The sequence below is a fragment of the Pseudomonas sp. BJa5 genome (genome assembly GCF_030272875.2).
In the GTDB taxonomy this organism is placed as follows: Bacteria; Pseudomonadota; Gammaproteobacteria; order Pseudomonadales; family Pseudomonadaceae; genus Aquipseudomonas.
Window position 1 is genome coordinate 45,876 of the sequence record NZ_JALRNG020000004.1, and the last position, 23,665, is coordinate 69,540.

The 23,665-nt window shown below is 64.0% G+C and carries 24 protein-coding genes and 1 other RNA gene; 9 read left to right on the plus strand and 16 right to left on the minus strand.

All coding sequences use genetic code 11. The features are described from left to right. Window positions 1-44: 44 nt before the first annotated feature. The 9 genes from gcvH to M2D63_RS03325 form a co-directional block, all read right to left on the minus strand. Complete coding sequence (gene gcvH / locus M2D63_RS03285; protein ID WP_285861362.1) at window positions 45-428, minus strand: glycine cleavage system protein GcvH; 384 nt, start codon at window positions 426-428, stop codon at window positions 45-47. A 45-nt stretch (window positions 429-473) separates the two neighbouring features. Next, window positions 474-1,556 carry a glycine cleavage system aminomethyltransferase GcvT gene (gcvT, locus tag M2D63_RS03290; RefSeq protein WP_285861364.1) on the minus strand — a complete coding sequence of 361 codons (1,083 nt, stop codon included), beginning with the start codon at window positions 1,554-1,556 and terminating at the stop codon, window positions 474-476. Between the two features lie 121 nt (window positions 1,557-1,677). Further along, the gene (locus tag M2D63_RS03295; RefSeq protein WP_285861365.1) at window positions 1,678-3,300 is read right to left on the minus strand and encodes an iron ABC transporter permease; all 1,623 of its coding nucleotides are present in this window, start codon (window positions 3,298-3,300) and stop codon (window positions 1,678-1,680) included. A gap of 122 nt (window positions 3,301-3,422) precedes the next feature. Next, entirely contained in the window at window positions 3,423-4,424 is a 1,002-nt protein-coding gene (locus M2D63_RS03300; RefSeq protein WP_285861366.1) for an extracellular solute-binding protein, read from the minus strand. A 102-nt stretch (window positions 4,425-4,526) separates the two neighbouring features. After that, a complete protein-coding gene (locus M2D63_RS03305; protein WP_285861492.1) occupies window positions 4,527-5,744 on the minus strand; it encodes a 2-octaprenyl-3-methyl-6-methoxy-1,4-benzoquinol hydroxylase in 1,218 nt (405 codons plus the stop codon). A gap of 9 nt (window positions 5,745-5,753) precedes the next feature. Beyond that, entirely contained in the window at window positions 5,754-6,236 is a 483-nt protein-coding gene (locus tag M2D63_RS03310; protein ID WP_285861367.1) for a DUF4442 domain-containing protein, read from the minus strand. 1 nt (window position 6,237) lies between these two features. Further along, window positions 6,238-7,431, minus strand: a complete 1,194-nt coding sequence (gene ubiH, locus M2D63_RS03315; protein ID WP_285861369.1) for a 2-octaprenyl-6-methoxyphenyl hydroxylase — start codon at window positions 7,429-7,431, stop codon at window positions 6,238-6,240. Then, window positions 7,428-8,762 carry a Xaa-Pro aminopeptidase gene (pepP, locus tag M2D63_RS03320; protein WP_285861370.1) on the minus strand — a complete coding sequence of 445 codons (1,335 nt, stop codon included), beginning with the start codon at window positions 8,760-8,762 and terminating at the stop codon, window positions 7,428-7,430. Before pepP ends, ubiH begins: the two co-directional genes overlap by 4 nt. A gap of 23 nt (window positions 8,763-8,785) precedes the next feature. After that, entirely contained in the window at window positions 8,786-9,340 is a 555-nt protein-coding gene (locus tag M2D63_RS03325) for a YecA family protein (RefSeq protein WP_285861371.1), read from the minus strand. Between the two features lie 152 nt (window positions 9,341-9,492). On the opposite strand from M2D63_RS03325, the gene M2D63_RS03330 reads away from it, so the two are divergent. The 4 genes from M2D63_RS03330 to M2D63_RS03345 all read left to right on the plus strand — a co-directional run bounded on the left by M2D63_RS03330 (window position 9,493) and on the right by M2D63_RS03345 (window position 10,902). Beyond that, a complete protein-coding gene (locus tag M2D63_RS03330; protein WP_285861372.1) occupies window positions 9,493-9,702 on the plus strand; it encodes a TIGR02449 family protein in 210 nt (69 codons plus the stop codon). Further along, window positions 9,699-10,016 carry a cell division protein ZapA gene (locus M2D63_RS03335; protein WP_285861373.1) on the plus strand — a complete coding sequence of 106 codons (318 nt, stop codon included), beginning with the start codon at window positions 9,699-9,701 and terminating at the stop codon, window positions 10,014-10,016. Before M2D63_RS03330 ends, M2D63_RS03335 begins: the two co-directional genes overlap by 4 nt. Window positions 10,017-10,034: 18 nt before the next feature. Beyond that, window positions 10,035-10,213, plus strand: a non-coding RNA gene (gene ssrS / locus M2D63_RS03340) — 6S RNA. An 80-nt stretch (window positions 10,214-10,293) separates the two neighbouring features. Continuing rightward, complete coding sequence (locus tag M2D63_RS03345) at window positions 10,294-10,902, plus strand: 5-formyltetrahydrofolate cyclo-ligase (protein WP_285861374.1); 609 nt, start codon at window positions 10,294-10,296, stop codon at window positions 10,900-10,902. Between the two features lie 16 nt (window positions 10,903-10,918). On the opposite strand, the gene M2D63_RS03350 is transcribed toward M2D63_RS03345, so the two are convergent. Then, a complete protein-coding gene (locus tag M2D63_RS03350; RefSeq protein ID WP_285861375.1) occupies window positions 10,919-11,062 on the minus strand; it encodes a hypothetical protein in 144 nt (47 codons plus the stop codon). A gap of 182 nt (window positions 11,063-11,244) precedes the next feature. Between M2D63_RS03350 and M2D63_RS03355 the strand changes: the two genes are divergently transcribed. The 4 genes from M2D63_RS03355 to M2D63_RS03370 all read left to right on the plus strand — a co-directional run bounded on the left by M2D63_RS03355 (window position 11,245) and on the right by M2D63_RS03370 (window position 16,582). After that, window positions 11,245-11,694, plus strand: a complete 450-nt coding sequence (locus M2D63_RS03355) for an EVE domain-containing protein (RefSeq protein WP_285861377.1) — start codon at window positions 11,245-11,247, stop codon at window positions 11,692-11,694. A gap of 93 nt (window positions 11,695-11,787) precedes the next feature. Next, window positions 11,788-12,747, plus strand: a complete 960-nt coding sequence (locus tag M2D63_RS03360) for an HlyD family secretion protein (protein ID WP_285861378.1) — start codon at window positions 11,788-11,790, stop codon at window positions 12,745-12,747. Continuing rightward, window positions 12,744-15,464, plus strand: coding sequence for a ribosome-associated ATPase/putative transporter RbbA (gene rbbA, locus M2D63_RS03365; protein WP_285861379.1), 2,721 nt, complete (start codon window positions 12,744-12,746; stop codon window positions 15,462-15,464). Before M2D63_RS03360 ends, rbbA begins: the two co-directional genes overlap by 4 nt. Further along, entirely contained in the window at window positions 15,464-16,582 is a 1,119-nt protein-coding gene (locus M2D63_RS03370) for an ABC transporter permease (protein ID WP_285861380.1), read from the plus strand. Before rbbA ends, M2D63_RS03370 begins: the two co-directional genes overlap by 1 nt. A gap of 12 nt (window positions 16,583-16,594) precedes the next feature. Here M2D63_RS03370 and M2D63_RS03375 read toward each other — a convergent pair whose 3' ends face one another. Then, window positions 16,595-16,999, minus strand: a complete 405-nt coding sequence (locus tag M2D63_RS03375; protein ID WP_285861382.1) for a flagellar basal body-associated protein FliL — start codon at window positions 16,997-16,999, stop codon at window positions 16,595-16,597. A gap of 156 nt (window positions 17,000-17,155) precedes the next feature. On the opposite strand from M2D63_RS03375, the gene M2D63_RS03380 reads away from it, so the two are divergent. Beyond that, window positions 17,156-18,133 carry an NADPH:quinone oxidoreductase family protein gene (locus M2D63_RS03380; RefSeq protein WP_285861384.1) on the plus strand — a complete coding sequence of 326 codons (978 nt, stop codon included), beginning with the start codon at window positions 17,156-17,158 and terminating at the stop codon, window positions 18,131-18,133. Between the two features lie 128 nt (window positions 18,134-18,261). Here the strand turns inward: M2D63_RS03380 and M2D63_RS03385 are convergent, their stop codons facing one another. From M2D63_RS03385 to trxA, 5 genes are all read right to left on the minus strand, one after another. Continuing rightward, on the minus strand, window positions 18,262-18,906 hold the full coding sequence (locus M2D63_RS03385) for a gamma-glutamylcyclotransferase (RefSeq protein WP_285861386.1): 645 nt from the start codon (window positions 18,904-18,906) through the stop codon (window positions 18,262-18,264). Between the two features lie 276 nt (window positions 18,907-19,182). Further along, window positions 19,183-20,151, minus strand: coding sequence for a CDP-6-deoxy-delta-3,4-glucoseen reductase (locus tag M2D63_RS03390; RefSeq protein ID WP_285861388.1), 969 nt, complete (start codon window positions 20,149-20,151; stop codon window positions 19,183-19,185). Then, window positions 20,152-21,618 (minus strand): 4-hydroxy-3-polyprenylbenzoate decarboxylase, encoded by a 1,467-nt coding sequence (gene ubiD / locus M2D63_RS03395; RefSeq protein WP_285861389.1) that lies wholly within the window; start codon window positions 21,616-21,618, stop codon window positions 20,152-20,154. 127 nt (window positions 21,619-21,745) lie between these two features. Further along, entirely contained in the window at window positions 21,746-23,005 is a 1,260-nt protein-coding gene (gene rho, locus M2D63_RS03400; protein WP_010221159.1) for a transcription termination factor Rho, read from the minus strand. Between the two features lie 229 nt (window positions 23,006-23,234). Beyond that, window positions 23,235-23,564 carry a thioredoxin TrxA gene (gene trxA, locus M2D63_RS03405; RefSeq protein ID WP_045201042.1) on the minus strand — a complete coding sequence of 110 codons (330 nt, stop codon included), beginning with the start codon at window positions 23,562-23,564 and terminating at the stop codon, window positions 23,235-23,237. Window positions 23,565-23,665 lie beyond the last annotated feature (101 nt).

Here is a 23,665-nt window from a genome sequence, read left to right on the forward strand (position 1 = left end):
TCGAGGCATATTGAGTCTAGGAAGAGATTGCCGGTTTGTGAAAACTATTCGCCGATAGCGGCTTTGTAGCCGGCGGCGTCGAGCAGCTTGTCCAGCTCGGCCGGGTTGCTTGGCTTGAGTTTGAAAATCCAGCTCTCGTACGGTTCCTCGTTGAGCGACTCAGGGCTGTCAGCCAGTTCTTCGTTCACGGCGATCACTTCGCCACTGACCGGGGCGTAGATATCGGAGGCAGCCTTGACCGACTCGACCACACCGGCGGCATCGCCAGCGGCGAAGGTCTTGCCGACTTCAGCCAGCTCGACGAACACCACGTCACCCAGGGCTTCCTGGGCGTGGTCGCTGATACCGACGGTCACAGTGCCATCGGCTTCCAGACGGGCCCACTCATGGCTTTCGGCAAAACGCAGGTCGGCGGGGATGTTGCTCATCTTGTTATCCTCGATAGGGTCAGCGGAAAGCCCGCCAGAAAGAGATCAGATCAGAATCTTGCCATGGCGCACGAAGGTCGGTTTGACCACCCGCACCGGATACCATTTGCCGCGGATCTCCACCTCGGCACGATCGGCGGTTGCCATTGGCACCCGCGCCAGCGCGATGGATTTGCTCAGCGTAGGAGAGAAACTACCACTGGTGATCTCTCCTTCGCCAATACCGGCGACACGTACCACCTGATGGGCGCGCAGCACGCCGCGTTCTTCGAGCACCAGGCCGACCAGTTTCTGCTCGACGCCGTGTTCGATCTCGGCAAGCAGGCCCTGGCGACCGATGAAGTCACGCTCGGCAGGCTCCCAGGCCACGCTCCAGCCCAGGTTCGAGGTCAGCGGGGTATGCGCCTCGTCGATATCCTGGCCATACAGGTTCATGCCGGCTTCAAGGCGCAGGGTGTCTCGGGCGCCCAGGCCGCTCGGAGCGATACCGGCACCGACCAGGTCGTTGAAGAAGGCCGGGGCCTGCTCGGCGGGCAGGATGATTTCCAGGCCGTCCTCACCGGTGTAACCGGTGCGGGCAATGAACCAGTCGCCTTCATCGCGGCCTTCGAAGGGCTTGAGTTCGCGGATCAGGGCGGCCCGTGGCGCGCTGACCAGCCTGGCGATCTTGTCGCGGGCATCAGGGCCCTGGATGGCGAGGATGGCCAGCTCCGGGCGTTCGCGCAGTTCGACCTGATAGTCGCCCTTGCAGGCGTTCAGCCAGGCCAGGTCCTTGTCGCGGGTCGCGGCGTTGACCACCAGGCGATAACCCTCGTCGCCACGGTAGACGATCATGTCGTCGATGACCCGGCCCTGCTCGTCGAGCATGGTGCTGTACAAGGCCTTGCCGGTTTCGCCCAGGCGATCGACATCGTTGGCCAGCAGGCGCCGCAGCCAGACCCGGGCCTGGGCACCGTGTACATCGATCACGGTCATATGGGATACATCGAACACCCCGCAGTCGCTGCGCACCTGGTGGTGCTCCTCGACCTGCGAGCCATAGTGCAGGGGCATGTCCCAACCGCCAAAATCGACCATCTTGGCGCCTAGCGCCAGGTGCAGGTCATAAAGAGGCGTACGCTGTCCCATGGGTTTCTCCTTCCGGGCGTGGCGAAGCAGCGGCTGTCGGCAGCGTTCCAGCTACCCGGTCTGTAGGACCGACCGCAGCGAATGCCGCGCATTGTAGCTGCAAGCTCGCAGGCTTACACCCTCAGCGCGTTTGACCGGGGTGTCGGGCCGAGCGTCGGATCAGGCCGATGACCGGCAACAGCCCGACCAGAATCAGCGTCAGGGCCGGCAGTGACGCCCGTGCCCACTCGCCTTCGCTGGTCATCTCGAACACCCGAACCGCCAGGGTGTCCCAGCCGAACGGGCGCATCAGCAGGGTTGCCGGCATTTCCTTGAGCACATCGACGAACACCAGCAAGGCGGCGCTCAACGCCCCCGGCACCAGCAGCGGTAGATACACCTTGAAAAACAATCTTGGGCCGCTGACGCCCAGGCTGCGAGAGGCTTCGGGCAACGACGGGCGAATCCGCCCCAGGCTGTTTTCCAGCGGTCCGTAGGCCACAGCGATGAAGCGCACCAGGTAGGCGAGCAGCAGCGCCGACAGGCTCCCCAGCAGCAACGGCCGGCCCGCGCCCCCCAGCCAGGTGGATAGCGGTACCACCACCTGGTTGTCCAGGTAACTGAAGGCCAGCATGATCGATACCGCCAGCACCGAGCCCGGCAAGGCATACCCCAGGTTGGCCAGCCCGACGCCGGCGCCGATGGCCGTGGTCGGCGCCTGGCGCCGGGCAAAGGCCAGCACCAGGGCGACACAAACGGTGATCAGCGCCGCCATCGCGCCCAGGTAGAGGGTATGCAGGATCAGGCTGGTGTAGCGCTCATCGAGATCGAAACGCCCCCGTTGCCAGAACCACACCAGCAGTTGCAGCACCGGGATGACGAAGGCGCAGGCGAACACCAGCAGGCACCAACCACTGGCCGCCCATGCCTTGACGCCGCGCAGGTGATACAGCGCCTTGCCCCGTGGCCGCTCGTTGCTGCTGCGCACCGCGCCACGGGCCCGGCGCTCGCCGTACAGCACCAGCATCACCACCAGCAGCAACAGGCTGGCCAACTGTGCGGCGCTGGACAGGCTGAAGAAGCCGTACCAGGTCTTGTAGATTGCGGTGGTGAAGGTGTCGAAGTTGAACACCGACACTGCCCCGAAGTCAGCCAGGGTTTCCATCAGGGCCAGGGCAACGCCGGCGCCGATGGCCGGACGGGCCATCGGCAGCCCCACCCGCCAGAACGCCTGCAACGGTGAATGCCCCAGCACCCGCGCCGCTTCCATCAAGCCCTTGCCCTGGGCCAGGAAGGCGGTGCGCGCCAGCAGGTAGACATAGGGGTAGAACACCAGTACCAGCACGGTGATCACCCCGCCGGTGGAACGCACCCGGGGCAGGCGCATGGGCCCGAACCACTCGCGCAGCAGGCTTTGCACCGGGCCGGAAAAGTCCAGCAGGCCGACGAAGACGAACGCCAGCACATAGGCCGGAATGGCAAAGGGCAGCATCAGTGCCCAGTCCAGCCAGCGCCGCCCGGGGAATTCGCAGAGGCTGGTAAGCCAGGCCAGGCTGACGCCCAGTACAGTGACGCCCACCCCGACACCGACCACCAGGGTCAGGGTGTTGCCCAACAAGCGGCTCATCTGGGTATCGAGCAGGTGCGACCAGATCTGCGTGTCGACGGCCTGCCAGGACAGCAGCAGCACGCTCAGGGGCAGCAGCACCAGGGCGGCGATGGTGTAGACCAGGGGATACCAGCGGCGTTGGGCGGGGTGAGCCAAAAGGAGGTTTCTCTAGCGGATTCGGTGACGACCGCTGTGCGGTCGATCGCGGGGCAAGCCCGCTCCCACGGTAGGAGCGGGCTTGCCCCGCGAAATGGCCACGGAAGGATAAAGCCTTGCGCTTAGTTCCAGCCAGCCCGATCCATCAGTTTGATGGCTTCTGCCTGACGCTTGCCGGCGATTTCAACCGGAATGGTGTCGGCCTTGAACGAGCCCCACGCGGCCACTTCCTCGGAAGGCGCGACTTTCGGGTTGGCCGGGAACTCCTGGTTCACATCGGCGAAGAGTTTCTGTGCTTCTTCACCGGTCATCCACTCCACCAGCTTCGTGGCGGCTTCCGGATGCGGCGCGTATTTGGTCAGGCCGATACCCGAGAGATTGACGTGCACGCCACGGTCAGCCTGGTTGGGCCAGAACAGCTTGACCGCAAGGTTCGGGTTTTCCTTGTGCAGACGACCGTAGTAGTAGGTGTTGACGATACCCACGTCGCACTGGCCGGCGTTGATGGCCTGCAGCAAGGCGGTGTCATCGGAGAACACATCGGTGGACAGGTTGTTGACCCAGCCCTTGATGATTTCCTCGGTCTTCTTCTCGCCATGGGTTTCGATCAGGGTGGCGGTCAGCGACTGGTTGTAGACCTTCTTCGCGGTGCGCAGGCACAGGCGGCCTTCCCAGTTCTTGTCGGCCAGGGCTTCGTAGGTACTCAGTTCTTCCGGCTTGACCCGATCGGTGGAGTAGGCAATGGTCCGCGCTCGCAGGCTCAGGCCGGTCCAGTCGTGGGACGAGGCGCGGTACTGCTTGGGAATGTTGGCATCGATCACGTCGGACTTGATCGGCTGCAGGATGCCCATCTGCTCGGCCTGCCAGAGGTTGCCGGCATCGACGGTCAGCAGCAGGTCGGCGGTGGCGTTCTGCCCTTCGGCCTTGATGCGCTGCATCAGCGGCGCTTCCTTGTCGGTGATGAACTTGATCTTGACCCCGGTCTTGGCGGTGTAGGCGTCGAACACCGGCTTGATCAACTCGTCGATGCGCGAGGAATACACCACCACTTCGTCCGCCGCCTGGGCGGTGCCGCCCAACAGGGTCAGAGCCAGGGCGGCCAATACGTGCTTGCGTGGCGACATGGTGCAGTCCTCGGAGTTCAATAGAGGCGCAAATGGTAGTTAATCCCATTTGCCTTCTCAACCGAACTCACCAGCGAGGAGTTACCAGATGTTACGGTGCCTTCAGGCGCGCGCCAGATCCGGCAAGTCACCGCTCAAGCCCAGGGCCTGGCGGACGAACAGCGCCTTGGCTTCAGGCAGTTGCTCGACCCATTTCAGCCCGCTGTTGCGCAGCCAGCGCAGCGGCAGCGGATCGGCCTGGAACAGGCGCTGGAAGCCTTCCATGGCCGCCATCAGGGCCAGGTTGTGCGGCATGCGCCGGCGCTCGTAGCGACTCAGCACACGCACATCGGCCAGGCGCTCGCCACGCTCATAGGCATGCTGCAGCTCTTCGGCCAGCACGGCGGCATCGAGAAAGCCCAGGTTGACGCCCTGTCCGGCCAGCGGGTGAATGGTATGGGCCGCATCGCCGATCAGCGCCAGGCCTTCGGCCACGTAGCGCTTGGCATGACGCTGGCGCAGCGGCACACAGAGCCGTGGGTCGGCCTGCAGCACGCTGCCCAGACGGCCTTCGAAGGCGCGTTCGAGTTCGCTGCAAAACGCCTGGTCATCCAGTGTCATCAGGCGCTCGGCCTGCTCGGGGGTGGTGGACCAGACGATCGAGCACCAGTCCTGCCGGCCGTCGCGCAACAGCGGCAGGAAGGCCAGGGGACCGTCATCGGTGAAACGCTGCCAGGCCGTAGCCTGGTGCGCTTGGGCACAGCGAACGCTGGTGACGATGGCGTGGTGCAGGTAATCCCATTCGCGGGTTTCGCAGCCGGTCAGGTGGCGCACGGCCGAGTTTGCCCCGTCGGCGGCGATCACCAGGGGCGCACGCAAGGTGCGACCGTCGGCCAGGGTCAGCAGCCATTCATCACCGGAGCGGCGCATCTGCTCCAGGCGGGCATTGGCCAGCAAGCCGACTTCGCTGTCGTGCAGGCGCTCCAGCAGGCCATCCTGGATGACCTTGTTCTCGACGATATGCCCCAGCACCTCGGCATGCACACTGGCCGCCGAGAAATGGATCTGGCCGGTGCCGCTGCCGTCCCACACACGCATGTCCGAGTAGGGACTCAGGCGCCGCTCGCTGATCCCCTGCCAGGCGCCCAGGCGTTCGAGAATGCGCTGGCTGGCCATCGACAGGGCACTGACCCGTGGCTCGAAGGCGGCCTGGTCATCGAACGACTTGACCGACAGCGGGCTGCCGTCGAGCAGGAGAATTTCCAGGCCGCTGTGCTGCAACGCCAGGGCCAGGGCGCTGCCGACCATACCGGCACCGACAATCAACAGATCTGCGCGCATTTCCATGCCTTAAGCCTGTCTCGCTTGCGGCTTGAGCCGCACGTAAAGGGTTTTGTCGACCCGCGCCACCAGCTCGCCGGCAGCGTCACGGATATCGACCTGAAGTCGTGGCAGGTATTTCTTGCCGCCTGCGGTGTGCTCGCGAATCTCGGCCAGCAGCCCGTCGTCGATGCGAAGCTCGGCGAACACCGGCCCCTTGCCCGGGGAAATGAAATCGATGCTGGCGGCCTTGTCCCAGACGATGTACTCACGCCCCAGCAGCTCCATCAGCATCAGCATGTAGAACGGATCGACCATCGAATACAGGCTGCCGCCGAACTGGGTGCCGACAAAGTTGCGATTGAACCCGTGCAGCCCCATGCGCACCTTGATCTGGCGCAGGTCCGGGCTGATGCTTTGCACGCGGATAGCGGCGCCCAGGTACGGCGGATAGAGATTCAGTCGCCAGCGCAGCAGGCGCGCGCGCCACGCCAGTTTTCGCGGGTCGCTCATGTCAGCTCCGCGGGTCCGGGCGCGTTCCCAGGCCCATGGCCTGACGGGCGAACCAGCGCTTGGCCGGTGGCAGCAGGTCAAGGCCGAGCAAGCCCAGGTTGCGCCCGGTGGCGACCAGCGGCTGCGCATTGCCGAACAGGCGGGTGACGCGGTCGGAGAAGCCCACGGTCAGGTCCTGGTCCAGGCGCTGGCGCTCGCGATAGGCCTGCAGGGTGGCAAAGTCGCCCGGCACGGCGGGACCGGCCAGCAAGCCTTCAGCCAGCGCCTGGACATCGCGCAGGGACAGGTTGAAGCCCTGCCCGGCGATCGGGTGCAGGCTGTGCGCGGCATTGCCCAGCACCACCAGGTGCGAACGCACCTGCTCCTGGGCCTCGATCAGCGACAACGGATACAGGTGCCGGGCACCGACCTGGCGCAAGGCGCCCAGGCGATAGCCGAACACGTCCTGCAACTCGCTGAGGAAGCTGCGCTCATCCAGCTCGGCCAGGCGCTTGGCGTCCATCCCGGCACGGGTCCAGACCAGCGCGCAGCGGTTCTCCGGCAAGGGCAGCAAGGCCATGGGGCCGTCATCGGTGAAGCGTTCGAACGCCTGCCCGCGATGGGCCTCGCTCGGGGTGATGTTGGCGATCAGCGCGCTCTGGTTGTAGGGCCGCTGGCTGACATGGATGCCCAATTGCTCGCGCAAGCCGGACCGACCACCGTCGGCCAGCACCGCCAGATCGCATTCAAGGGTAGTGTCGTCGTTGAGCGACAGGCGATAGCCGTCCTCCAGTGCCTGCATGGCCGTGACTTCCGCCGGGCAGCGCCAGCTCACCACCTCGGCATCCAGGCCTTTCCACAGGCACTGGCCGAGCCAGGCGTTTTCCACCACATAGCCCAGGGCCGGCACCCCCTCCTCCAGCGCATCCAGGCGGGTGGCGCCAAAACGGCCACGGTCGGACACCTGGATCTGCGAGATCGGCTCAGCGCGGCGGCTGATCTGCTGCCACAGGCCCAGACGCTCGTAGATCTGCCGGGTACCAAAGGACAAGGCCGACGAACGCGCGTCGTAGCTTGGCTGGTAACTGTCACCCGGGGCAAAGGGTTCGATCAGCAGGATCTTCCAGCCACGGGCCTTGGCGCCCGCCTGCAAGGCCAGCGCCAGGCTGGCGCCGACCAGGCCGCCGCCGATGATTGCCAGATTGACCCGGTTCATGCCGCGTCACTGCGCGCGGCAGCCATCAAGGCCTCGATTTCGGCGACCGTCTTCGGCACGCCCGACGTCAGGATTTCACAGCCCTGCCTGGTTACCACTACGTCATCCTCGATACGTACACCAATGCCGCGCCACTTCTTGGCAACGCTTGAATTGTCGGCACCGATATAGATGCCCGGCTCGACCGTCAGCGCCATGCCCGGTTCGAGCACCCGCCACTGGCCACCGACCTTGTACTCGCCGACATCGTGCACATCCATGCCCAGCCAGTGTCCGGCACGGTGCATGTAGAACGCTCGATAGGCTTCGCTGTCGATCAGTTCCTGGACATCGCCCTCAAGCAGGCCCAGTTCCACCAGCCCCTCGGTGATCACCCGCACCGTCGCCTCATGGGCGTGGTTCCAGTGCCTGCCCGGTGCGATCGCGGCAAAAGCCGCTTCCTGGGCCTTGAGCACCAGTTCGTAGATTGCCTTCTGCTCCGGCGAAAACCGCCCGCTGACCGGAAAGGTGCGGGTGATGTCGCTGGCGTAGCAGTCGATCTCGCAACCGGCGTCGATCAGCACCAGGTCACCGTCCTTGAGCAGCGCGTCGTTCTCCTGGTAGTGCAGGATGCAGCTGTTGCGCCCGGCCGCGACGATCGAGCCGTAGGCCGGCATCTTCGCCCCGCCCTTGCGGAACTCGTAGTCCAGTTCGGCTTCCAGGCTGTATTCGCGCAGGCCGGCACGGCAGGCCTGCATGGCGCGCACATGGGCACGGGCGGAAATCGCCGCGGCCTCGCGCATCACCTTCACTTCCGCTGCCGATTTATACAGGCGCATGTCGTGCAGCAGGTGATCCAGGGCAACGAATTCGTTCGGCGGCTGGGCGCCCAGGCGCGCCTTGGAGCGGATCACGTTGATCCAGTCCATCAGGTGGCGATCGAATTCCGGGTTGCTGCCCATGGCCGAATAGACCCGGTCACGGCCCTCGATCAGGCCGGGCAGGATGTCGTCGATATCGGTGATGGGAAAGGCATCGTCGGCGCCATAGTCGCGGATCGCGCCTTCCTGGCCGGCGCGCAGGCCATCCCAGAGCTCGCGCTCCGGGTTGCGCTCGCGGCAGAACAGTACATATTCGCCATGCTCGCGTCCGGGGATCAGGGCGATCACCGCTTCCGGCTCGGGGAAGCCGCTCAGGTACTGGAAGTCGCTGTCCTGGCGGTACACATGCTCGACGTCGCGGTTGCGGATGGCAACCGCGGCGGCGGGCAGGATGGCGATGCTGTTGGGTTCCATCTGCGCCATCAGCGCCTTGCGTCGACGGGCGTACTCCGACTTGGGGATGTGGCTCATGGGCAGTGGCAGTCCCTGATTGATCAGTGCAGCGAAGGTTTGGACGCAGGTGCGGCCGGCTTGGCCAGCTCCGTGAAGAGCAGCAACGGCGCGACACGCAGGTACTCCATGACTTCCATGTAGTCGTTCTCGCCGTCCTCGGACTCTTCCAGAGCGTCCTGGACCTGGGAGATGGCAACCAGGTCGTTGAGCACGTCCTTGGCGTCGGCGCTCAGTTCCAGGCCGCCGGCGTTCTGGCCGAAACCGGTGAGGAACCCCTGGCACCACTGGCCCAGGGCTGCAGCGCGCTCGGTCAGCGGCGCGTCGTCGCCCGGCAGCAGCAGCACGATGGTGATGTCTTCACCGGACAGTTCACCCTTGACCATCTCCTGCAGGCCGATCAAAGCGTTACGAACGTTGTCCGAAGGCTCGACCTCCAGCGCATTGGCGGCATCGGCCAGCCAGCCGTCGGCGTCGAAGCCGGCGCCAGCGCAGCTACGACCGAGCAGCAAGCCGTGCAGTTCGGCAGGAGAAACAGGGTGCCCGTTGCTGCTGAGCAAGGTGGCGAAGGCGGTGTACGGCGAATTGGTATTGGACATGGGCAACTAGGCGCCAGGCGGCGCAATGACTAGAATGAAGACCTTGTATCCTAGCACCGGCAGGCGCGCCAAGACCATCGACGCGGCCAATTCGGGGCAGACCGGGGCATAATCCGGGCAACCACACGCCAGACCGAATCGAGTGGCAACCAATGCAAGAGAACGATCTGCAAACGCTGATGGGCCGATTCGAACTGCTGATTGAGCGAGTCGAGCAACTAAAACGGCAAAATGCACTCCTACAGACACAGGAAAAGTCCTGGCGTGAGGAGCGCGCCCACCTCATCGAAAAAAACGAAATCGCCCGGCGTAAGGTCGAATCGATGATTTCGCGGCTCAAGGCCCTGGAGCAAGACTCATGAGTTCAAGCAATAGCGTCACCGTTCAGATCCTCGACAAGGAATATTCGATCATCTGCCCACCGGAAGAGCGTAGCAACCTGATCAGCGCCGCTCGTTACCTGGACGGCAAGATGCGTGAGATTCGCAGCGGCGGCAAAGTGATCGGCGCCGACCGCATTGCCGTGATGGCCGCGCTGAACATCACTCACGACCTGCTGCACAAGCAGGATCGCCCGGAAGTACCGGCCAGTGGAGCGACCCGCGAACAGGTGCGCGACCTGCTCGAACGTGTCGACCAGGCCCTTGCCGACGATGCGGATTCAAAAACCAGTTGAGTTTCAGTATACTGGCGCCACTCCCTGGAGTGCTTGCCAGTCGGTCATGTCCCTGAGCCGATACGCACAACCACGGGGGTTGCACGTTGGGGCCGGTGTGCATGTCCGCTTGACGGAAAGCCTTAACGCCTCCTGCAATCTCCACCTTGAACTTTCGGGTTCAAGGGCTACACCGACAGCGGTTCGTCGGGGAGCCTGAATTATCCTTGCCTGCGCCATCCTGCGGGCAATCGAGCTGTCGCCCCAGCGCGACAGCCTCTCTGGGAACGCCCGTGCCATGACCGACACCGCGCTGCTCACCCGCCCCCAACTCCGTCGCCTGTTACGTGATGCCCGCCGAGCACTGAGCCCGGCCCAGCAGCGTCAGGCTGCGCAAGGCCTGTACCGGCAACTGGCCCAGCATCCGCTGTTCCGCCGCGCCCGCCACATCGCCCTGTACCTGCCCAACGACTGCGAGATCGACCCGCGCCTGTTGCTGCGCGAGGCCCAGCGCCGGGGCAAGCGCACCTACCTGCCGGTACTGCACGCCTGGCCGAAAAGCAAAATGGTTTTCCAGCGCATCGAACACGGAGAGAAGCTGCGCCCCAACCGCTTTCGCATTCCCGAGCCGCACATCAGCCTGGCCCGGCAACGGCCTATCTGGGCGCTGGACCTGATCCTGCTGCCGCTGGTGGGATTTGACGAAGTGGGCGGCCGATTGGGCATGGGCGGCGGCTTCTATGACCGCAGCCTGGCCTATCAAGCACGCCGCAAGGCCTGGAAAAAGCCCTTGCTGCTGGGGCTGGCCCATGAATGCCAGAAGGTCGAACGACTGGCCCAGGCCAGTTGGGACGTGCCGCTACAAGGGACGGTCTCGGACCGTGGCTGGTACCTGGCGCCTGCTTGAGGCGCCAGCAAGGCGATCAACGCTGTTGTTGCGGATTGACCGGCATTTCGTAGGGGGCGTCGAGCTTGCGCTCCCAGAGGCTTTGCGCATAACCGGTGGTGACAACACCCAGACCGAACAAAAATACCAAAATCCAGAGCAGGTCCGGTTTGCGATTCATCGATTGCCCCCCTCAGGCAAACTGATCACGTTGTCAGCAACGTTTATTTAGTGGTTGCAACAGCGCCAAGCGTAAAATTTGGCGCATTCTCCGACAACGCGCGTCGACACGCAAACCTTGGCGCCAACCGACTGTCGGTTTCATGCAACAGGTTATTTCGAACTTTGCCAGGAGCAGCACCCATGGCCTATTGGCTAATGAAATCCGAGCCCGACGAACTCTCGATCAAGGATCTGGCACGCCTGAAGGAAGCGCGCTGGGACGGCGTTCGCAACTATCAGGCGCGCAATTTCCTGCGCAGCATGGCGGTGGGCGACCAGTTCTTTTTCTACCACTCCAGCTGCCCCGAACCCGGCATCGCCGGCATTGCCCGCATCAGCGCCGCCGCTTATCCCGACCCAACGGCCCTTGACCCGCAAAGCCATTATTTCGACGCCAAGGCCAATGAGGAGAAGAACCCCTGGAGCGCAGTCGATGTCAGCCATGTCGAGACCTTCGGCAAGGTCCTGCAACTGGGCTATCTCAAGCAGCAGGCCGCCCTGGCCGAACTGCCTCTGGTACAAAAAGGCAGTCGCCTGTCGGTCATGCCGGTAACCGCCGAACAATGGGCTGCGGTACTCGCACTGCGTTAAATAGGCTAGGATTGCCGCACATTTGACGAACATCAACGCACCAGGATCGGTGCCGCGTCACACTCCGACGTGAATGCAGCAGGATGCAGACCGATGATTCAACGTACTCCCAAACTGTTTGCCGGCGCCTTGATCGCCCTGCTCCTGGCCGCGGGCGGCCTGGGCTACTGGAAGTCCCTGCACGATCGCCTGCCCGAAGGCCTGAGCATGGGCAACGGTCGGCTCGAAGCCACTGAAGTGCAGATTGCCAGCAAGATCCCCGGACGCCTGGCCGAAGTGCTGGTCGACGAAGGTGACAAGGTCCGCCAGGGCCAGTTGCTCGCCCGCATCGACACCCGCACCCTCGAAGCCCAGCGCAGCCAGGCCGAGGCCGAAGTGCTGCGGGCCCGGGAAAACTACTCGGCCGCCCAGGCCAACGTGCAATTGCGCCAGAGCGAGCTGCTGCTGGCCAGCCAGGAGCTCAAGCGCGTTCGCGAGATCTTCCAGCGCAATTACGCCAGCCAGCAGTTGCTTGACCAGCAGCAGGCACGCTACGACACCGCCAGCTCCGCCGTGGTCGCCGCGCGCGCGCAACTGGCCGCCATCAAGGCGGCCATCGGCGCCGCAGAGGCCCAGGTCGCCCAGCTCACCAGCGAAATCGACGACAGCAGCCTGCGCGCGCCTATCGACGGCGTTATCCAGCTGCGCCTGGCCGAGCCGGGCGAGGTGCTTGGCGCCGGAGGCCGGGTGTTGATGCTGATCGACCCGAACGACCAGTACATGAACCTCTACCTGCCCGCCTCCACCACCGGTCGCCTGACCGTCGGCGATCAGGCCCGGGTGGTGCTCGACGCCCTGCCGGAAAAAGCCCTGCCGGCGAAAATCGCCTTTGTCGCCGCCAAGGCCCAGTTCACCCCGAAGCAAGTGGAAACCCGCGACGAGCGGCAGAAGCTGGTGTTCCGGGTCAAACTGCGCCTGACCGACCCCAGTGCCGCGCCCCAGGCCAAGCCCGGCATGCCCGGCGCCGGCTACGTGCGCACGGCTGACGTGGACTGGCCGGCCAACCTGCAATGAACGGGCTGGCGCTGCAGGCTGAAGGCATCAGCCATGCCTATGGCAAGCTGAGCGCCCTGCAGGACATCGCCTTCAGTTTGCCCGCGGGTACCCGCTGCGGCCTGATCGGTCCGGACGGGGCCGGCAAGTCCAGCCTGCTCGGCCTGATTGCCGGGGTGAAGAAATTGCAACAGGGCGAGTTGCAGGTGCTCGACGGCTCCATCCGTCGGCGCCGCCACCGCAATACCCTGTACTCGCGCATCGCCTTCATGCCCCAGGGCCTGGGCAACAACCTGTATCCCGAGCTGTCGATCAGCGAGAACATCCGTTTCTTCGCCACGCTGTTCGGTCTCAGTGCCGCCGAATGCGAGCAACGCATGCACAACCTGCTGCTGGCCACCGACCTGGCGCGCTTTGCCGAGCGCCCGGCGGGCAAGTTGTCCGGCGGCATGAAGCAGAAGCTCGGCTTGTGCTGCGCACTGATCCACGAGCCGGACCTGCTGATCCTCGACGAACCGACCACCGGCGTCGATCCGTTGTCGCGCCGGCGCTTCTGGGAGCTGGTCGAACAGGTGCGCCAGGAACGGCCACAGTTGACCCTGCTGGTGGCCACCGCCTACATGGAAGAGGCCGAGCAGTTCGAGCACTGCCTGATGCTCGATCGCGGCAAACTCATCGCCTCTGGCCAGACCCACGCCCTGGCCGCGGTCACACCCAGCGGCAAACTGGACGATGCCTTCACCCATTACCAGGGCGACAGCGCCCACGACGCCCAGCCGCTGCAGATTCCACCACGGCTTGCCGACGATGCGGCCATTGCCATCGAAGCCCATGAACTGACCCTGTGCTTTGGTGACTTCACCGCGGTGAACAAGGTCAGCTTCGCCATCGGCCGTGGCGAGATCTTCGGCTTCCTCGGCTCCAACGGCTGCGGCAAGACCACCACCATGAAGGTCCTCACTGGCCTGATGCCGGCCAGCGAAGGCAGTGCCACGCTGCTGGGCCGCCCGGTGGACGCCAACGACCTGGCCACCCGCAAGCGCGTCGGCTTCATGTCCCAGAGCTTTTCGCTGTATGGCGAGCTCAGCGTCCGCCAGAACCTTGAGCTGCATGCCCGCCTGTTCGACCTGCCCAAGGCCGAGAGCACTGCCCGCATTGCCGAGCTGATCGAGCGCTTCACCCTCGGCGATATCGCCGACCAGCAGTCCGCCGCCCTGCCCCTGGGCCTGCGCCAGCGTCTGTCACTGGCCGTGGCGGTGCTGCACCGGCCGGAAGTGCTGATCCTCGACGAACCCACCTCGGGGGTCGATCCAGCCGCCCGCGATGACTTCTGGCGGCTGCTGATCGAGCTGTCGCGTGAACAGGGCGTGACCATCTTCCTGTCCACCCACTTCATGAACGAAGCCCTGCGCTGCGACCGCATTTCCCTGATGCACGCCGGCAAGGTGCTGGCCTGCGACACACCGGCAGCGCTGCAACAACAGTATGCCGGCGCCACCCTCGAAGACGCCTTCGTCACCTGCCTGGAGCAGGCCCAGGGGGCCAGCGAGGCGCCCGCGGCCACCACCCGCGCCGACGTCACCGCCAGCCCCGTGCCGCCGTTGCGCCGGGGGTTCAGCCTCAAGCGCCTGTTCGCCGTGGCCACCCGCGAAGGCAAGGAACTGCTGCGCGACAAGGTGCGCCTGGCCTTTGCCCTGCTCGGTGCGCTGTTCATGATGGTGATCTTCGGCTACGGCATTTCGCTGGACGTGGAAAACCTCGCCTTCGCCGTCTACGACCAGGACCAGAGCCCGCAAAGCCGGGCCTATCTGGAGGCCTTCCGTGGCTCGCGTTACTTCGCCGAGCAGCCGCCTATCCGCGACGCGGCACAGCTGCACCAGCGCCTGCAACGCTCGGAAATCAAGCTCGCCCTGGAGATCCCGCCCGGCTTCGGCCGCGACCTGTACGCCGGGCGCCAGCCGGTAGTGGCGGCCTGGCTCGACGGCGGCATGCCGTTCCGGGCCGAGACCAGCCGCAACTATGTCGAGGCGGTGCACCAGGCCAACCTGGAGCAACTGGCGGCCCTGAGCAACAGGGCCCTGTCGGGACAAACACCGGTGCGCCTGGAAACACGTTTTCGCTACAACCAGGATGTGGTCAGCGTCAACGCCATCGGCCCCGGCGTCATGGCCCTGATCCTGGCCTTCATCCCGGCGATGCTCACCGCTCTGGGCATCGTACGCGAGAAGGAACTGGGCTCGATCACCAACTTCTACGCCACACCCCTGACCCGCCTGGAGTTCCTGCTGGGCAAGCAGGCACCTTACCTGCTCATCAGCCTGGTCAACCTGGCCTTGCTGGTGGCCATGAACCGCTGGCTGTTCGGGGTGCCCTTCAAGGGTAGCGCGCTGGCCCTGGCGCTCGGCGGCCTGCTGTACCTGCTGGCGACCACCAGCCTGGGGCTGCTGATCTCGGCGTTCACCCGCACCCAGATCGCCGCGATCCTGGGCACCATGATCATCACCAGCCTACCCACCATCCAGTTCTCCGGCCTGATCGTGCCGCGCTCGTCGCTCGATGGCTCGGCGGCGTTGATGGGGCAGCTGTTCCCGGCAGGTTACTTTCTCGACATCGCCGTCGGCACCTTCACCAAGGCCCTGGGCTTGCGTGAGCTGTGGCCGCAATGCCTGGCGCTGGCGGGGTTCTTCCTCGGGTTCACCGGCCTGAGCCTGGCCATGCTGAAGAAGCAGGAGGCCTGATGCATCGTTTGGCACACACCCTGCGCCTGGGCCTCAAGGAACTGACCAGCCTGCGCCACGACAGCGTCCTGTTGTTGTTCCTGCTCTATGCCTTCAGCGTGGCGATCTACATGCCCGCCGCAGGCTCGATCATCGGCGTACACAACGCCAGCGTGGCGGTCATCGACGAAGACCACAGCCAGCTCTCGCGCAAACTGTCCGAAGCCCTGCAGCCACCGGAATTCCAGACCGCCGTGCCGCTGCCCTACGATCAACTCGACCAGGCGCTGGACAGCGGCCTGTATACCTTCGTGATCAACGTACCGGTGAATTTCCACAGCGACCTGCTGGCCGGGCGCTCGCCTGAGCTGCAGGTCAACGTCGACGCCACGGCCATGAGCCAGGCGTTCATGGGCGCCGGCTACATCGGGCGGATTTTCGAGCGCGAACTGCTCGACTACGCCAACCAGGGCTCGGCAGCAACCAGCAGCCCGGCGCAGATCAGTGCCAAGGCCCTGTTCAACCCCAACCTTGAGGGTGGCTGGTTCCTGGCGGTGATCCAGATCGTCAACAACATCACCATCCTGGCCATCGTCCTGACCGGCACCGCGCTGCTGCGCGAGCGCGAACACGGCACCCTCGATCACCTGCTGGTGCTGCCCCTGACGGCACTGGAAATCATGCTGGCAAAAATCGGCAGCAACGCCCTGGTGGTGGTGCTGTGCACCTGGCTATCGCTGGAGGTGGTGGTCAAAGGGGCGCTGGGCGTGCCGCTGGCCGGCTCGCAGGCGTTGTTCCTGGCAGTGACGGCACTGTACCTGTTCGCCAGCACCGCCCTGGGGATCTTCCTCGCCACCCTGGCGCGCTCGACACCGCAGTTCGGCCTGTTGGCGATCCCGGTGATCATCCCCATGCTCTTGCTGTCCGGCGGCAGTACGCCGCTGGACAGCATGCCGCAATGGCTGCAATGGGTCATGCAGCTCTCGCCGTCGACCCACTTCGTCAGCCTCAGCGCCGCGATCCTGTTTCGCGACGCAGGGCTGGCGGTGGTCTGGCCGGACCTGCTGGCCCTGGCCGCCATTGGCCTGGCGTTCTTCGCCATCGCCCTCGGGCGCTTTCGCCGCAGCCTTACGTCCTAGGACCGGCGGGCGTTACTGCACGATCAGGTTGTTGAACAGCAGGTCATCGACCGTCGGCTTGCCTTCTTCGTTTTCGAGCACCTGCTGGACCTGCTTCAGGGCTTCCTGGCGCAGCTTTTCCTTGGACTCGACGTTGCTCATGCTTTCCAGGTTCTGCTGGGTGAACAGGGCCACCAGCTGGTTGCGGATCAGCGGCTCGTGGTGGCGTACCACCGCGGCGGCGGCATCGCTGTTCACACGCAGGGCCACATCGGCCTTGTACACCCGCAGCCTGGCCCCGCCATCGAGGGCATAGTTGCCGACAAAGGGCGGGCTCAAGGAGATGTAGGAAACCTTCGGCCCATCTTCCTTGGCCTCTTCGGCCATGGCTGCCATCGGCAGGGCCAGGGCCAGCAGCATCAAGATCCACGCTTTCACGAATTCGCTCCTCAAACAATTGGCGCCAGCATACCCAGCGCACCGGTCAATCCCAAGCCCGGGCTTATGCCGGCCTATCAGGGCGGGCCATGCTCGTTGACCCGGCACCCGACCCACCTACACTTATCGGCCACAACGCGCAAAGGAATAGTCCCGATGAAAGCAGTGCTGTGCAAAAACCTTGGGCCGGCGCAGGACCTGGTCCTGGAAGAGGTCGCCAGTCCCGCCCCGAAGAAGAACGAGGTCTTGCTGGACGTGCGGGCGGCCGGGGTCAACTTTCCCGACACCCTGATCATCGAGGGCAAGTACCAGTTCCAGCCGCCGCTGCCGTTCTCTCCCGGCGGCGAGGCGGCGGGTGTGGTCAGTGCGGTGGGTGAAAGAGTCAGCGACTTCAAGGTCGGCGACCGGGTCATGGCCCTGACCGGCTGGGGCAGCTTCGCCGAACAGGTAGCCGTGCCGGCCTACAACGTGCTGCCGATTCCGGCGCAGATGGACTTCACCAGCGCAGCCGCCTTCGGCATGACCTACGGCACCTCGATGCATGCGTTGAAGCAACGCGGCCAGCTCAAGGCCGGCGAAACCCTGCTGGTGCTGGGCGCATCCGGGGGTGTCGGACTGGCGGCGGTGGAAATCGGCAAGGCCATGGGCGCACGAGTCATTGCCGCGGCCAGCAGCGCCGAGAAGCTTGCCGTGGCCAAGGCAGCAGGTGCCGATGAGCTGATCAACTACAGCGAACACAGCCTCAAGGACGAGATCAAGCGCCTGACCGGCGGCAATGGCGTCGACGTGATCTACGACCCGGTCGGTGGTGACCTGTTCGACCAGGCCGTGCGCGGCATCGCCTGGAATGGCCGCCTGCTGGTGGTGGGCTTTGCCAGCGGGCGCATCCCGCAGTTGCCGGTCAACCTGGCGCTGCTCAAGGGCGCGGCGGTGCTCGGGGTGTTCTGGGGCGCCTTTGCCCAGCGCCAGCCGGCCGATAACGCGGCGAATTTCGAGCAGCTGTTTGCCTGGTATGCCGAGGGCAAGCTCAAGCCGCTGGTGTCGCAGACCTTCCCGCTGGCTGAGGCCGGTTCGGCGATCGACCTGCTGGGCCAGCGCAAGGCAGTGGGCAAGCTGGTCGTAACCATGACCTGATATCGCCTGTAGGAGCGGCGGTGCGACGGCTCGACTTGCCCCGCGATTGCGATGTAACTGACACATCGCAATCGCGGGACAAGCCCGCTCCCACAGTCAGGAAAGCAGGACAAGTCCGGGCGCCGCCCCTACCGCTGCGAGTGGCAGCGGCGAAAGCGCGCCTCCAGGTTGCGATCCGGCATGGCGTGACTGCGCAGGGCATTGAGGGTCTGCTCGACGTAGTCGCGGGTGGTGCCATATCGCCCCTTGGCGCTGGCGAAGATCTTGCTCAGCAGATCGTCCGGCAGGTTGCCGGCATAGCACGGCAGGTGCCGCTCCAGGACGAAGCCCAGGGCCTGCACCTTGCTGCCATCTTCCAGCCGGCAGGTCAGCCAGTGCGGTCGATAGGCCGGATAGGGCATTTCCCGTTGCCACAGGGCCAGCAGCGAATCCTCCAGGCACTCATCCGGCAGGCGATAGGCAAAACCACTGCAGGAGCCGCCCCGGTCCAGACCGAAGACCAGCCCCGGGTTCTCCGGGGTACCCCGGTGCTCATGGGACCACAGGTAAAGCCCGCGATGATAACCATGCACCCGGGCACGACGACGCTCGGCGGCGTTGCACTCCGGGCGCCAGATCAGCGAGCCGTAGGCAAACAGCCAGACCGGGCCACCCTGGTGGCGCGACATGGTGTGTTGAACCGAGTGTTGAAGTTGCTCGTGGGACAGTTGTTGCCCGAAGTCGAGCAACGGAGGATAAGCCACATTCAAAGATGCAGATTCAATTGCCGACATAGCTGCCGCCAGATTTCCCCGTGAACTACTGAAGTAAGGCACTGTAAACGAATACTTCGCCTGCGTAGTTACCGTACGGCAGATTGTGTATTCAATACAAGCCTCACCCCACACCGGAAGCGCTCTGTGACAAGGCACAGCGCCAACGACCGGGTGTTGTTTCAAGTGTAGCGAAAGTTATTTACGCCAGCGGCAATAATACTTGTCTTATGCCGGGCACAAACAACAGCGGTTATTAAAACCGGCACGCTGTTGCAGCGTGCCTGATTCCATCAATCAACCGCGCGGGGCATAGGCGAATACATCGGCGCGCATCTGGTGTGCATCCATACCGGCTTCGACCAGGGCATCGAGGGTGGCATAGATCATGTTGGGCGAACCACTGGCGTATACATGGACCCCGCGCAGATCGCCCAGGTCCTCGCAGACGGCCTCATGCAGCATCCCGCAGCGCCCTTCCCAGCCACACAGATCGCTGACCACCTTGTGCAGGAACAAGTTCGGCAATTGCTCCCATTCGGCCCAATGCTCGATCTGGTAGAAGTCTTCAGGCAGGCGTACCCCCCAGTACAGGTGCACCGGGTGCTTGAAGCCCTGGGCCCGGCAATGTTCCAGCAGGCTGTGCATCTGCGCCATGCCGGTACCGGCGGCGATCAGCACCAGCGGGCCATCGGGCAACTCCGCCAGGTGGGTATCGCCAAAGGGCATCTCCAGCCGCGCCATGCGCTCGCGCTGCAACTGGGCGATCAATTCGACGGCACTGTTGTCACGGGCCAGCACGTGCAGTTCGAGGTCGCGCCCACTGTGGGGCGCCGAGGCCAGGGAGAAGGCGGCCTTGTCGCCACCGGCGCGCTCGATCATCAGGTACTGCCCGGCGTGGTAGCGCGGCGGCTTGCCGGCCGGCGCACGCAGGCGCACGCGCCAGACGTCGCCACCGACCTCCACGCACTCAGTCAATTGACAGGCCAGCGTCCGTACCGGCAACTCGCCCAGGGCAAGCACGCCATCCCATAACAAGACACAGTCCTCCAGCGGCTCGGCGATGCAGGTAAACAGCTCGCCGTGATCACGCTCCTGGCCATCCTGACGCACCCGGCCTTCGACCAGCAACGCGGCACAGACGTGGCAGTTGCCATTGCGACAGCTTTGCGGGCACTCGTAGCCCAGGCGTCGCGCCGCATCCAGAATCCTTTCCCCGGGCTTGAGTGCCAACACGGCCCCGGACGGCTGCAAGGTTACCTGCATTTAGTCTATTCCCAACTGGTTCCACAGCTCATCGATCCGCCGGGTGACCGCTTCATCCTTGACGATGACGCGTCCCCACTCACGGGTGGTTTCACCTGGCCACTTGTGGGTCGCATCCAGACCCATCTTCGACCCCAGGCCGGACACCGGCGAGGCGAAGTCCAGGTAATCGATCGGGGTGTTGTCGATCATCACCGTATCGCGCTTGGGGTCCATGCGCGTGGTGATCGCCCAGATCACATCATTCCAGTCGCGAGCGTTGATGTCGTCGTCGGTGACGATAACGAACTTGGTGTACATGAACTGTCGCAAAAACGACCAGACACCCAACATCACGCGCTTGGCGTGCCCCGGGTACTGCTTCTTCATGGTCACCACCGCCATGCGGTAGGAGCAGCCTTCGGGCGGCAGGTAGAAGTCGGTGATCTCGGGGAACTGCTTCTGCAGGATCGGCACGAACACTTCGTTCAGCGCCACACCGAGAATCGCCGGCTCATCCGGTGGACGGCCGGTGTAGGTGCTGTGGTAGATCGGCTTGTGCCGATGGGTGATGCGCTCGACGGTGAACACCGGGAAGCTGTCCACCTCGTTGTAATAGCCGGTATGGTCGCCATACGGACCTTCCGGGGCCATTTCGCCCGGGTGGATCACACCCTCGAGGATGATCTCGGCGGTGGCCGGCACCTGCAGGTCATTGCCACGGCACTTGACCAGTTCGGTGCGATTGCCCCGCAGCAGGCCGGCGAACGCATATTCGGACAGGGTATCCGGCACCGGGGTGACGGCACCGAGGATGGTCGCAGGGTCCGCGCCGAGGGCGACCGACACCGGGAACGGCTGGCCCGGGTGCTTCTCGCACCATTCGCGGTAGTCCAGCGCGCCGCCACGGTGGCTCAGCCAGCGCATGATGACCTTGTTGCGACCAATGACCTGCTGGCGATAGATGCCCAGGTTCTGGCGATCCTTGTTCGGCCCGCGGGTTACGGTCAGGCCCCAGGTGATCAGCGGCGCCACGTCGCCCGGCCAGCAATGCTGGACCGGCAACTGGCCGAGGTCGACGTCGTCGCCTTCGATGATCACTTCGTGGCAGGCGGCATCCTTGACCACTTTCGGCGCCATGGACACGACTTTCTTGAAGATCGGCAGCTTCGACCAGGCATCCTTGAGGCCCTTCGGCGGCTCGGGCTCCTTGAGGAACGCCAGCAGCTTGCCGATTTCACGCAGCTCGCTGACACTTTCCGCGCCCATGCCCATGGCCACCCGCTCCGGGGTGCCGAACAGGTTGCCCAGTACCGGAATGTCGAAGCCGGTAGGCTTTTCGAACAACAGGGCCGGGCCTTTGGCGCGCAGGGTGCGGTCGCAGACTTCGGTCATTTCCAGGACAGGAGAGATCGGAACCTGGATGCGCTTGAGTTCGCCGCGCTGTTCCAGGCCACGGATAAAGTCGCGCAAATCGCGATACTGCATGCAAAAGCCTCGTATTCGCCGTACCGGTCGGGGGTGCAGAGTGTATCGCCTTCGCCGGCCAGCCAGAATAGCCAAAGTACAGATAGCAAAAAGCCGGGTTGCCCCGGCTCTTGCTCAGCGCAGTGAATTACTTGCGCTTCATCGACAGGAAGAACTCGTCGTTGGTCTTGGTCTGCTTGAGCTTGTCGACCAGGAACTCGATGGCCGCGACTTCATCCATCGGGTGCAGCAGCTTGCGCAGGATCCACATGCGCTGCAGCTCGTCGTCGGCGGTCAGCAGCTCTTCGCGACGGGTACCCGAACGGTTGATGTTGATGGCCGGGAAGACGCGTTTTTCGGCGATCTTGCGGTCCAGCGGCAGTTCCATGTTGCCGGTGCCCTTGAACTCTTCGTAGATCACTTCGTCCATCTTCGAGCCGGTTTCGACCAGCGCGGTGGCGATGATGGTCAGCGAGCCGCCTTCTTCGATGTTACGCGCGGCACCGAAGAAACGCTTCGGCTTCTCCAGGGCGTGGGCATCGACACCACCGGTCAGGACCTTGCCGGAGCTCGGGATCACGGTGTTGTAGGCACGGGCCAGACGGGTGATCGAGTCGAGCAGGATGACCACGTCCTTCTTGTGTTCGACCAGGCGCTTGGCCTTCTCGATGACCATTTCGGCAACCTGCACGTGGCGGGTTGGCGGCTCGTCGAAGGTCGAGGCAACCACTTCGCCGCGCACGGTGCGCTGCATTTCGGTCACTTCTTCCGGGCGCTCGTCGATCAGCAGGACGATCAGGTGGCACTCGGGGTTGTTACGGGTGATGTTGGCCGCGATGTTCTGCAGCATGATGGTCTTGCCCGCTTTCGGCGGGGCGACGATCAGGCCGCGCTGGCCCTTGCCGATCGGGGCGCAGAGGTCGATAACCCGGCCGGTGAGGTCTTCGGTGGAACCGTTGCCGGCTTCCATCTTCAGGCGCTCGTTGGGGAACAGCGGCGTCAGGTTTTCGAACAGGATCTTGTTCTTCGCGTTTTCCGGCCGGTCGAAGTTGATGGTGTCGACTTTCAGCAGGGCGAAGTAACGCTCGCCTTCTTTTGGCGGGCGGATCTTGCCGACGATGGTGTCGCCGGTACGCAGGTTGAAGCGGCGAATCTGGCTTGGCGACACATAGATGTCGTCCGGACCTGCCAGGTACGAAGCGTCAGCCGAGCGCAGGAAGCCGAAACCGTCCTGGAGAATCTCCAGCACGCCGTCACCGGAAATTTCCTCGCCGCTCTTCGCATGCTTTTTCAACAGGGAGAAAATCACATCTTGCTTGCGCGAACGGGCCATATTTTCTATGCCCATCTGTTCGGCCATTTCGAGCAGATCGGTAATCGGCTTTTGCTTGAGTTCAGTCAGGTTCATAAGGGGAGTGACGTAATCATGTAAGAAGGGGGAATTAAGCTTCCGGCTTGATGAAGCCGCGCCGCAGAGAAGGCGACAGGATCGCGTACTGATTCGAATTAGGGATGTGTCGGCGACGGCGTGCAGAGGGCACCGAAGAAACAGTGCGAGGCCGAATGTAACACCTGCATTTTCTGCCGTCTAGTCACTCGATAAAGAAAAGCCCCGACGAATGCGGGGCTTTTTTGACTCAGATATTGGCGTCCAGGAAGGCTGCCAGCTGAGACTTGGACAGTGCGCCGACCTTGGTGGCCTCGACGTTGCCGTTCTTGAACAGCATCAGCGTCGGGATGCCACGCACGCCGTGCTTGGCCGGGGTTTCCTGGTTGTCGTCGATGTTCAGTTTGGCGACGGTCAGTTTGCCCTGGTAGGTAGCGGCGATGTCGTCCAGAACCGGAGCGATCATTTTGCAAGGGCCGCACCATTCAGCCCAGTAGTCGACCAGCACCGGGCCTTCAGCCTTCAGTACTTCGGCTTCGAAGGTGGCGTCGGTGACGTGTTTGATAAGATCGCTGCTCATGGAAGTCTCCAAGGTCGTAAGCAAAAAAACGTGGCCCATCATAGCCGCACCGGCGACGGACAGGAAGTCGCGGGCGATTGAGTCTAACTATAGTTGTGCAT